Below are 10,932 nucleotides of genomic sequence, written 5' to 3' on the forward strand. Positions count from 1 at the left end.
CCGCACTGGGCGGTTCGTTCAATCAGTTCGTGGAGCGCGTGCACGCGTCCATCGTCGAAGTGTCCTCCGCGACGCTTCAGGTGCATGACCTGTCGCAACGGGTGGTCAACTCCTCTAACTCGTCCATCGTCGGTTTCGATGAGCAGAGTGCCCGAACCAACAACGTCGCTGCAGCGATCAACGAGCTGGGTGCTGCAACCCAGGAGATTGCCCGCAACGCATCGGACGCCTCGATCCAGGCCAGTGAGGCCCGCAACCAGGCAGAAGACGGTCAGGTAGTGGTCGAGAAAACGATCCACGCCATGAGCGCGCTGTCGGCCAAGATCAGTGATTCCTGCACGCAGATCGAGCAACTCAACGCCAGCACCGAAAACATCGGCCATATTCTGGATGTCATCAAAGGCATCTCGCAACAGACCAACCTGCTGGCCCTTAACGCCGCCATCGAAGCCGCCCGCGCGGGTGAGGCCGGACGCGGTTTTGCGGTAGTTGCCGACGAGGTACGCAACCTCGCGCATCGTACCCAGACCTCTGCCGACGAGATTCACAAGATGATTGGCGGTCTGCAGACCGGTTCTCAGCATGCAGTGCTCAACATGAATGAAAGCCAGACGTCGAGTCAGGAAAGTGTCGAAGTTGCCAATCAGGCGGGCAGTCGGCTGCGCGAGGTAACACGGCGCATCGGCGATATCGATGGCATGAATCAATCGGTCGCCGCTGCGACAGAAGAGCAGACTGCTGTTGTGGAAACACTCAATATCGATATCAATCAGATCAACACGCTTAATCAACAAGGCGTGGCCAACCTTAATGAAACGCTCAAGGATTGTGCTGCGCTTTCGCAACAAGCCGGGCGTTTGAAACAACTGGTCGACAGTTTCAAGATCTGACCGTATATCCAGTAACAGAGGTCGGGCCACTGACACTTGGTAGTTGGCCCGGTCTTCAAAAGCGAAAGAGTAAAAGCACCAGTGCGTGGATGTTTCAGCAGCCCTGCTGGACCGTCCAGTGCAATCCGCCCATGAAAAAAGCCTGCTCGGTGGCAGGCTTTTTGGTCAGAGATCCTTTTTAACCTCTTTATCGATGTGCTTGTCAGCCTTGTGACGCTCTTTGTCGTCATGCTTCGCACCTTTGTCGACTTCGTCGGCGTCGTGCTTCACGCCCTTGTCCACTTCCTTGGCGTCATGATCGACACCTTTATCCAGCTCACGGTTATCGTGCCGGACACCCTTTTCCAGTTCACTCTCTGCAAAGGCGACTGGCGCTACAGCACCTGTCAGGAAGAGGGCGGCAGTTATTGAGAGTACAAGTTTACGCATGCTTTGCTCCGTCATGAGAAATGCTGGCTCGTCTTGAGCCATCATTTTCGAGCATAGACCAGACATTCAAAGTGAAAAATGCAGTTCGTCGAAAGGCCGACTCGAGTCACGATCCAGTCCAGCCGCGGCTGTCAAACAGCTGATTTAACCAGAATGCTTTCGTCGATCTGTTCAATCGAAGTCACCCCGGTCAACGTCATCGCCACATGCATTTCCCTGGCGAAAATATCCAGCATATTCTCGACGCCACGCTGCCCATCGGCGCCCAGCGCATAGGCCATCGAACGTCCGAGCAATATGCCCTTGGCGCCGAGGGCGAGCATGCGCACCACATCAAGACCCGAGCGAATGCCGGAGTCGGCCAGCACCGTCAGGTCACTGCCGACCGCCTGAACAATAGGCGGCAAAGCCTTGGCGGTGGACAGCGCGCCATCCAGCTGGCGTCCGCCGTGGTTGGATACCACAATGCCGTCCGCGCCAAAACTCAGCGCATCCCTGGCATCCTGCGGATCGAGAATGCCCTTGATGATCATCGGGCCTTGCCAGAACTCACGAATCCACTCCAGATCCTTCCAGCTGATGGACGGGTCGAAGTTGTTCGCCAGCCAGCCCACATAATCTTCCAGCGTGGTGGCCTTGCCCAGGTATCTGGAGATATTGCCCAGATCATGAGGGCGACCGAGCAGGCCGACATTCAGCGCCCAGTCCGGCTTGGTCATGGCTTGCAGAATGCGTCGAGGCGCGGCATAAGGCCCGGACATGCCCGAGTGCGCATCGCGATAACGCGCACCGGGTGTTGGCATGTCGACGGTAAAGACCAGCGTCGTGACGCCCGCCGCCTTGGCACGCTCCAGAGCGTTTTTCATAAAGCCACGGTCTTTGAGCACGTAGAGCTGAAACCAGATCGCCTGCTTGCTCTGCGACGCTACCTCTTCAATCGAACACACCGACACCGTCGACAGGCAGAATGGAATCCGCTTGTTCGCCGCGGCCTTGGCTGCCTGCACTTCACCCCGGCGCGCATACATTCCGCTCAGGCCCACGGGGCTGAGGACAATCGGCATGGCCAGGGTTTCGCCAAACAGCCTGGTTTCAAGACTCACGTTATCGACATTTTTGAGGACGCGCTGGCGCAGGCTGATATCGGCCAGGTCCGAACCATTGGCACGCAGCGTGTGCTCTGCATACGCACCGCCGTCAATGTAATCAAACAGAAAACGCGGGAGTTTGCGTTTGGCCGCTGCACGGTAATCGGATGCCGAAGAAATAATCATGACGTTTTCCTGAGCGAATAAATCTACGAACCAAGGCCGCCAGGGGGGAGCGGCAGGTTCAGATTACGGAAAAACCGACTATGATCAAAACAACTAATACAACTTGAATTCAGTCGGAAATCGAATACTTGTGAACCTTCGAACATTACGCACTTTTGTCGAAGTGGTACGTCAGGGTAGCTTCTCCCAGGCCGCTGACGTGGTATCGCTCACCCAGTCCACCGTCAGCAAGGCCGTCAAGACCCTTGAAGACGAATTGGGCACGCCGCTGTTGAGCCGCATTGGCCACCGCAGCGAACTGACCGCCGCCGGCGAAATCGTCTACCGCCGCGCCTTGACCCTGTTGGCCGAGCGCAACGATCTGCTGACCGAGCTCAACGACCTGCGTGGTTTGAAGGGCGGCGTGTTGCGCATCGGTCTGCCTCCCGTGGGCAGTGGTGCGCTTTTCGCCGCCATGTTCCCTCAATACCGCGCCCGCTATCCGGATATCGATATTCAGCTCACCGAACACGGCGCGAGCAAACTGCATGAGTGCCTGGCTTCGGGAGAAGTAGAGCTGGCAGCACTGCTGAAGATGAACTCGTTCAGTGAAGAGTTCGATTACCAGGATGTGCGTATCGAGCCCGTGGTGGTGGTCATGGCAGCGAACCATCCATTGGCCAAGCGCAAACGAGTCGTCATTGAAGACCTGGCCGAAACGCCGTTTATCCTCTTCGAGGCGGGGTTTGCACTGAACACCATGATTAAACTGGCCTGCGACCGCAAGGGCGTTACGCCCAAAGTGACTGCACGCAGTGGTCAGGTCGACTTTATTGTAGATCTGGTCTCGGCAGGGTTGGGTGTCGCATTCTTGCCGAGAATGCTGGCGCAGAAGCACTATCACGACGGGATTCGATTGGTTGCGCTGAACGATCCGGATACGGATTGGCATATGGTGTTGGCATGGCGCAAGAACGCGCACTTGTCACCTGCGGCCGAGGCCTGGTTGACCCTCGCCAGGGAAACCCGCCTCCCGACGACGTCCTGAATTTGCGCGGATCATCCAGGAGGCATGATTGAAGCATGCGCAGGGAGGCATAAGAGTGGTGACAAAACGGGAAGGCCAGAAACAAGAAAGCCCGCACGAGGCGGGCTTCTTGTTGATTCACAGTTATCAGAACAAAACTGTGAATCGGTACTTGGTGGCTACACAGGGACTTGAACCCCGGACCCCAGCATTATGAATGCTATGCTCTAACCAACTGAGCTATGTAGCCAAGTGGCGCGCATTATTCTCGGAGAACGCATATGTGTCAAGCGTTGTTGTGAAAAATAATTGCGTGCGATCAACCGGTTAGGTCGAAGCCCGGGTTGGAGTCAGGTTTTTCGGGCTTTCAGCGCAACAGGGTCTCCAGCATTTCCAGGTCATCGAATTCTTCTACTCTCTCCAGCATCTCGGCCATCTCCCGTTGATCCCTGAGCCAGGCTTTAAGGCTTTTCGGGTCGGTCAGTAACTGCAGTTCGTCCTGTTCCTCGTCGAGATGCTCCCGTATGGCTTTGACCTGCCTGGCACATTTTGTGTTGGCAGTCTTGGGTTTGAGGTCCTCGTACGGGTCCATCAGGAATTGTTCCCGGATCAGCATCTTGCGATCGTGGATCTCGTCTTCCAGCTCTCTGAGCTGTTCGCTCAGGATCCGGTTGAAATGCTTGAGGCGCTTGTCGGAGATGCTGTCGATGTGGCTCTGATCGATTTGCTCGATCTCCATTTGCATCTGTAGCAGCGCCAGCAGGTTGTCATTTTCATAGGCCTCGTTGACCCGTTGCATGAGCGCCGTTTTTCGCTCGCGCTCATCGGCATCCTGTTCACGGTCCGGGTGCAGCGCGCTGGCCAGCTTGCGGTAAATTTCGCGCAGTGACTGGCTGCCTTCAGCCTCTTCCTGCTCACGACGCAGTTCGCTGGCCGTCGGCTTTTTCGGCTCCTGTGCGCCTTGCGCCTGCTCGGCCTGATCTCTCAGCTTCTCTTCAACATGCCGGGTCACGTCTTCGAGAGAGTCCAGGTCGACATCGTCGTCCAGTTCCACGCCCAGATCTTCTTCCAGCGATGATTTGAACCGCTGTCTTTGCAGGCGCTCCTCCTCGTCGTAGTCGTTGCCGGTGTATTTGAAGTAGAGATGCTTGAGTTCTTCATCGTGTTCGCCGCCAATGAGCGATGTGGTCAGGTCGCAGATAATATCGAGTAGCGTGGCTCTGTCTTTTTTGGCCAGGCGGAACTGATCGAAAGCTACGTCAAGCAAGCGCAGCTTGTTCATCTCGTTCGCGGCCTGCTCACTGAGCATCGGAACCAGTTCTTCGATCCACAGCTTTTCGCAGGTGGCTGAAATCGAGAGCCACTGCTGCAAAAGCTTGCGCCTGGCTTCGAGCTTTTCCATCAGTGTGTTGAATTTCTTCTGACCGGCGCTCAATTGCGGCCTGGACGGTTGCGCGACGATGCGTGGCGAGGCGGGTGGGGTGGTCATGAAGACCTCCTTGATGGCGAGAGCACTGCTGCGTGGTGGTCGATTGTCGTTCTCCAGTCTACTTTTTTCGACCTTTTTGCGGGATGAATAAATGGCTGCCGTAAAGCACTCTTTTCGTCTGCCGAGCGGTCCGGTTCTTGCTTGGATGTGCCTGATAGCTCGTTTGAGAAGCTTTTTGACGCCAAAAACAATGAATGGCGACACTTTGCGTACCAATCTGAGGCGACGCGTATCGCCATTGAAACAAGAACATGGCATTTTGCTGTTAGTGTTTTTCCAACAAAAGGCATCGCCTCTGTTTTTGCAGATCTGGCAGGTGTTCACCGGGAGTCGCAGGACATGAACAGTCTTTTGTCACCAGGCATGCGCCTGATGGGACATTTTGGTTTTGCTCGCAAGTTTCAGGTCTTGTTCCTGCTGTTCATGTTGCCGCTGGCGGGCAGCGCATGGGTCATCACCAAGGAGTACAGCAACAAGCTTGATGTCATTTCCGGGGAGCAATCCGGCGTGCGTCAGTTGCTGGCGCTCGACGATCTGAACGTCGAGCTGTCCGCCCAGCGCGATCATGCCGCACGCTGGAAAGCCGCCGACATCCTGCGCGAGCCGACTCCGGCTGCAAAGGCTGCCATGGCCAGCGTCGATGCAGGCATCCCTCGCATTGCCAAGGCGCTTGAGGGCATTCAGGCGGTACTGGTCGAAGAAAAAGCACCTGCCGATACCATGAACCGTTTCAAGGCGCTTCAAGCCGCCGTCACCGGTCTGGACACGGCATCATTGCGCACGGTGGGCTGGTGGCCTGATGGCTACGACCGATTCACTACGGTGCTGAACCTGGTTCAGGCACTGCGCGAGCAGATCGCAATGGACAGCGGTTTGATTCTCGACCCCTGGCTTGAAACCTACATGCTCATGCAGCTCTCCACTCAGCAAGTGCCGGACCTGATCGAGCGTATCGGTCGTCTGTCGAGTGTGGGGCAGACGTCGGTGGCATCGGGTCAGTTCAGCTTGCAGAGCCGTCTGCAAATGCGCGACCTGCGTGGTCGCATCGATGACTCCAAGGACCAGATGCAAAAGGCTGCCGGCCTGCTGCTGTCCAAGCTTCCCGAGCAGTTACAGCCTTGGGCCGACAAGTACGCTGCAGTAATGCAAGTGCTGGAAGCACAGCTTAAGGTGATTGATGACGGTGTTTTCGGCGGCAGTATCAAGCTCAAGCCGGAAGAGTTCGAGAAGAGCATCGACACCCTGACCGGCAGCACGACGGAGTTGCGCAGGCAGTCGCTTGAGGCGCTCAACGGACGCCTCGATTACTACCATGAGAGCTCCAACACGGAGTTCATCCCGATGGCGTTGGTCTTCTGTGTTCTGGTGATCATGGCGATCTATCTGTTCGCCTGTCTGCAATCCTCGATTCGCAACAGCGCCAGAGGCATCACCACGCTGGCTGAATCCCTGCGTGACGGCAATCTGTGTGTGGAAGTCGCTGTGCAGGGGCGTGACGAGCTGGCTGCCATCAGCCGCGCGCTGAACGTCGCGGTGGTGCAACTGCGTACCAGTCTGCTGGGCGTCAATCAGGAAACCGTTCGCGTCGGCGACGCCGTGCTGACGCTCAGTGCTCAGTCCAGCGGGACGCTCACCGAAGTCGAGGACCAGCAACAGCAGATCAGTCAGATCGCTGCAGCAGCCACCGAACTGGCTGCCACGTCCCAGGGCGTGGCCAGAAGCTGTGAGCAGGCATCGGAGAGCGCCAGGCAGACGCGTCAGATTGCTCAGCAAAGCAGCCAGGACAGCCAGCGCACCACTGACAGCATCCAGCAACTCAATCAGCGGCTGACCGAAACTGCCGCTGCGCTGGGCCGCGTCAGCGAGCAGGGCCAGCAGATCCAGTCGGTGGTGGATGCCATTCGCGGCATCGCCGAACAGACCAACCTGCTGGCCCTCAACGCAGCCATCGAGGCGGCGCGCGCCGGTGAGCAAGGCCGCGGGTTCGCGGTGGTTGCCGATGAAGTGCGCAGCCTGTCCCAGCGCACCCAGGCCTCGACCGCTCAGATCGCCGGAACGGTCGACAGCTTGCGCTCCACCGTGACGCAGGCAGTCAACCTGATGGAGGCGGCCTGTGGACAAGCCGTCAACGATGCGCAGTCGGTGACCGGTCTGGGCGTCCGCCTGGGCGAAATCGCCATAGCAGTGCAGGGTGTGACCGATACGCTGGCGCAGATATCGACCGCCGTGGAAGAACAGGCGACGACCGCTGATGAAGTGAGCAGCAACATCCAGCAGGTCGATCAGGCCGCAGGGCGTTTGCTGGAAGGTGCCCGTGCGGTCAATCAGGCGGCGGATACCTTGAGTCAGGGCAGTCGGGCGCTGAATGACAATACGGCGCGGTTTCGCTTGGGGTGATACGCCAGGTGGTCAGTAAAAAGCCCCAGTGATGGGGCTTTTTTATTCGTCGAGAGACGACATTCATTTCAGCAGGTCGTGATAAACCTGCACAGTCGACGCGCACATTCTTTCTGCGGTGAACACCTCGTGGAACCGTGCCAGCGCGTTCTCGCCGAAGCGGGCCGCTTGCTCCGGGTCTTCCCACAAGCGGCGCATCGCTTCGCGCAACGCCAGCGGATTTTCCGGTGGTACTGCCAGACCGGTTTCTTCGTCGATATTCACGTAGGTAGTGCCGGTGCCGATCTCGCAGGAGATCATCGGCTTGCCATACATCGAGGCTTCAAGCAGCGAGATGCCGAACGCTTCCGAGCGTAGGTGGGAAGGGAAGACCAGGGCATAACACATCTGCAGCAGACACGCCTTGTCTTCATCGTCCAGTCGACCGAAAAACAGCACGTTGCGCAGTTGCAGTTTCTCAGCCTGCTCCTTCAACTCGGCCTCCTGAGGCCCGCCGCCGAGGATTACCACCGGGTAATCAACGCCCTCCAAGGCACTGAGCAGTGTGTGCAGGCCCTTGTAATAGCGCAGCACGCCGACGAACAGAAAGAACTTGCCCGGCACGCGCTGTTGCCATTCTGAACGTTTCTGCGCCGGGACCACCGGATAGGCCGACTGATCCAGCCCGTAGGGCACGACTACGGTCCTGTCGGCGAAGGGTTTCAGGGTCTCGCTGGTCTGCAGGTAATTGGGCGAGGCCACCAGAATGCGGTCCATGCGTTTGAGAAACTGGTTCATCAACGGGCTGTACAGCTTCAGCAGTGTGCGCTGCTTGATGATGTCCGAGTGATAACTGAGCACCGTTGGCCGGCCATGGCGGGTGGCGAAATGCACCAGATCCATCAGCGGCCAGGGGAAATGAAAATGAACCAGATCGGCTTCTGCGGCCATTTCCCTGAACTGACTGAAGACACTGGCAGAAAAGCCTGTGGACGCCAGATTGAAGTTTTCCTTCACGCGCGTGACCTGGTGGTCGGCGACCTGCAGGCGAGCGGGTGAGGGGGATGGGCTAAGCGTCAGCACCTGGCTTTCTACATCCAGCGCACGGCAGCCCTGAGCGAGCTGGAAAATGACCTGCTCTATCCCGCCGGTGTTGTCCGGGTAATAGGTTTTGAAGAAGTGTAGAACCTTGATCATCGTCTGCCTGATTCAGCCATGCGTGCTGAGTCGTTCACCACGGGCTTTAAGGGTGTTTAAAAAGGAAAGGCCTGTCTACCAGGTAGACAGGCCTTATTTTGTAACTGCCCACCAATCAAGCGGAGGGCAACATCCAGCTCAGGGTTTCCCGAAGCGGCGGGGTCTCCCAGTCGTGGACCAACGCGCGCAGGCGAGCGTTGTTGCCGCACAAGGTCTTGACCTCATTGGCCCGGACAAACGCAGGGTTCACCTGAACGTCGATATCCTGGCCCGTGATGTCCCGGCACATGTCTATCACTTCGCGCAGCGAGTGGGTCACGCCAGAGCTGACGTTGATCGTCTGCCCGACCGGGCGGGCTTCCAGCAGACCGCGGTAGGCGCTGACAACAGCGCGCACGTCACTGAAATCACGCCACACATCAAGGTTGCCCAGTTCGATGATGCTGGCCTTGCGTGCGAAGTGCGAAACGATCTTGGGCAGCAGAAAGTTCTCTGCCTGCCCGACGCCGGTGTAGTTGAACGGCCTGGCGATGACGATGGGCAACCTGGTTTGCCAGAGGCTCGCCATGTATTCCATTGCCAGTTTGCTCACGGCATAGTCGTTGGCCGGTGCGGGCGGAGTCGTTTCATCCAGCATGCCGGATGAAGCATTGCCGTAGACATTGGCGCTGCTCGCCAGCAACACACAGTCAGGCACCTTGCCGCAGGCATCGATCGCTTCGAGCAGGTTGCGGGTGCCGATCAGGTTGACCTGATAGAAAGCATCCGCTGCCCCATGCCCGACGAACGCCAATGCTGCGAGGTGCACGACGATATCCGGCTGAGTGTCTGCCAGCAGCTTGCGAAGACCTGCCACGTCTGCCAGATCCACCTGGTAGTAGCCGGGACTGTCCGAAGGCTGACTGCCGACGCCGAGGACTTCACAGCCCTGGGCGGCAAGCTCGTTCGCCATGAAACGGCCTGTAAAGCCGTTGATTCCGGTGATCAATGCGCGCTTGCCAGCAATACTCATCAGAACGAAAAGCCTTTTTCATTACGACGCAGATCCGCTTCGACCATCATGCGGCACAGCTCTTCCAGATTGGTCTTCGGTTCCCAGCCCAGGACTTCCTTGGCTTTTGCAGGGTTACCGATCAGCAGCTCGACTTCGGTTGGGCGGTAGAATTTCGGATTGACCGAAACCAGTACCTTGCCAGTGTCTGCGCAAATGCCTTTTTCCGACTCGGCTTCGCCTTCCCACTTGATGGTCACGCCAGTGGCCTTGAATGCCATGCTCACGAAGTCGCGTACGGTTTCAGTGCGGTTGGTGGCCAGGACAAAGGTGTCCGGCTCATCAGCCTGCAGCATGCGCCACATGCCTTCGACGTATTCCTTGGCAAAACCCCAGTCGCGCTTGGCGTCCATGTTGCCCAGTTCGAACGACTCGATCAGGCCCAGTTTGATCTTGGCAACCGAATCGGTGATCTTGCGGGTCACGAACTCACGGCCACGCAGTGGCGACTCGTGGTTGAACAGGATGCCGCTGGTAGCGAAAATGTCGTACGACTCACGGTAGTTGATGGTCATCCAGTGAGCGTAGAGCTTGGCGACGCCGTACGGGCTGCGCGGGTAGAACGGAGTGCTTTCTACTTGCGGGATGGCCTGGACCTTGCCGAACATCTCGGAAGTCGATGCCTGGTAGAAACGGATCTTGGTGTTGACGATGCGGATGGCTTCCAGCAGGTTGACTGCGCCGATGCCGGTGATTTCGGCAGTGGTCAACGGCTGTTCAAACGACACACCCACGAAGCTTTGTGCCGCGAGGTTGTAGACCTCGGTAGCGCCAGTGGTTTGCAGCAAGCGAATGCTGGCAGACAGGTCAGTCAGGTCATACTCGACGAGATGCAGATTAGGGTTGTTCTGGATCCCGAGCTCTTCTATACGCCAGAAATTGACGGAGCTGGTACGGCGATAGGTGCCGTAAACGGTATAGCCTTTTTCGAGCAGCAGCTCAGCCAGGTAAGCGCCGTCTTGACCAGTAATGCCGGTAATGATTGCTTTCATGCTATGTCTTTTAACTCCATCGAAGAACGGGGCCCCGGATTATTCTCGAGGCTTGTACTGTATGTCTGGTGTGCAATGATACAGGTTAGAAAGCCTATATACGACTGTTTCACCCATAGATCCTTAGCTTTCAAGAGTGAGTGATCCGCGATCCCGAGTGTCTGGCGGTGCAATCGCTATGGCCATGAGGCATCATTGGGAGTCTTCAATCTCCGTCATTTTTCAAAC

Annotated in this window: 9 protein-coding genes and 1 tRNA gene; 3 read left to right on the plus strand and 7 right to left on the minus strand. The window is 57.3% G+C overall.

The features are described 5' to 3' along the window. Nucleotides 1-101: 101 nt before the first annotated feature. Nucleotides 102-890: a methyl-accepting chemotaxis protein gene (locus PCPL58_RS32590; RefSeq protein ID WP_370683524.1), complete on the plus strand. Its 789-nt coding sequence runs from the start codon at nucleotides 102-104 to the stop codon at nucleotides 888-890. A gap of 165 nt (nucleotides 891-1,055) precedes the next feature. Here the strand turns inward: PCPL58_RS32590 and PCPL58_RS06690 are convergent, their stop codons facing one another. Both PCPL58_RS06690 and lldD read right to left on the minus strand, forming a co-directional pair. After that, nucleotides 1,056-1,319, minus strand: a complete 264-nt coding sequence (locus tag PCPL58_RS06690; RefSeq protein WP_016567218.1) for a hypothetical protein — start codon at nucleotides 1,317-1,319, stop codon at nucleotides 1,056-1,058. Between the two features lie 131 nt (nucleotides 1,320-1,450). Continuing rightward, on the minus strand, nucleotides 1,451-2,593 hold the full coding sequence (gene lldD / locus PCPL58_RS06695) for an FMN-dependent L-lactate dehydrogenase LldD (RefSeq protein ID WP_065349086.1): 1,143 nt from the start codon (nucleotides 2,591-2,593) through the stop codon (nucleotides 1,451-1,453). A gap of 130 nt (nucleotides 2,594-2,723) precedes the next feature. On the opposite strand from lldD, the gene PCPL58_RS06700 reads away from it, so the two are divergent. Then, nucleotides 2,724-3,620 carry a LysR family transcriptional regulator gene (locus PCPL58_RS06700; RefSeq protein ID WP_065349087.1) on the plus strand — a complete coding sequence of 299 codons (897 nt, stop codon included), beginning with the start codon at nucleotides 2,724-2,726 and terminating at the stop codon, nucleotides 3,618-3,620. A gap of 152 nt (nucleotides 3,621-3,772) precedes the next feature. Here PCPL58_RS06700 and PCPL58_RS06705 read toward each other — a convergent pair. Both PCPL58_RS06705 and PCPL58_RS06710 read right to left on the minus strand, forming a co-directional pair. Next, nucleotides 3,773-3,849, minus strand: a tRNA-Met gene (locus PCPL58_RS06705). A gap of 117 nt (nucleotides 3,850-3,966) precedes the next feature. Further along, nucleotides 3,967-5,088, minus strand: coding sequence for a J domain-containing protein (locus PCPL58_RS06710; protein WP_065349088.1), 1,122 nt, complete (start codon nucleotides 5,086-5,088; stop codon nucleotides 3,967-3,969). A gap of 1,371 nt (nucleotides 5,089-6,459) precedes the next feature. On the opposite strand from PCPL58_RS06710, the gene PCPL58_RS32595 reads away from it, so the two are divergent. Next, on the plus strand, nucleotides 6,460-7,485 hold the full coding sequence (locus PCPL58_RS32595) for a methyl-accepting chemotaxis protein (protein ID WP_371834269.1): 1,026 nt from the start codon (nucleotides 6,460-6,462) through the stop codon (nucleotides 7,483-7,485). A gap of 63 nt (nucleotides 7,486-7,548) precedes the next feature. Here the strand turns inward: PCPL58_RS32595 and PCPL58_RS06720 are convergent, their stop codons facing one another. The 3 genes from PCPL58_RS06720 to gmd form a co-directional block, all read right to left on the minus strand. Then, nucleotides 7,549-8,661 carry a glycosyltransferase family 4 protein gene (locus PCPL58_RS06720; RefSeq protein WP_083188331.1) on the minus strand — a complete coding sequence of 371 codons (1,113 nt, stop codon included), beginning with the start codon at nucleotides 8,659-8,661 and terminating at the stop codon, nucleotides 7,549-7,551. Between the two features lie 115 nt (nucleotides 8,662-8,776). After that, nucleotides 8,777-9,673, minus strand: a complete 897-nt coding sequence (locus PCPL58_RS06725; protein ID WP_065349090.1) for a GDP-mannose 4,6-dehydratase — start codon at nucleotides 9,671-9,673, stop codon at nucleotides 8,777-8,779. Continuing rightward, on the minus strand, nucleotides 9,673-10,704 hold the full coding sequence (gene gmd / locus PCPL58_RS06730; protein WP_003414986.1) for a GDP-mannose 4,6-dehydratase: 1,032 nt from the start codon (nucleotides 10,702-10,704) through the stop codon (nucleotides 9,673-9,675). The genes PCPL58_RS06725 and gmd overlap by 1 nt, the downstream gene beginning before the upstream one ends. Between the last annotated feature and the right edge of the window lie 228 nt (nucleotides 10,705-10,932).

It is taken from the genome of Pseudomonas cerasi (assembly GCF_900074915.1).
GTDB lineage: Bacteria > Pseudomonadota > Gammaproteobacteria > Pseudomonadales > Pseudomonadaceae > Aquipseudomonas > Aquipseudomonas cerasi.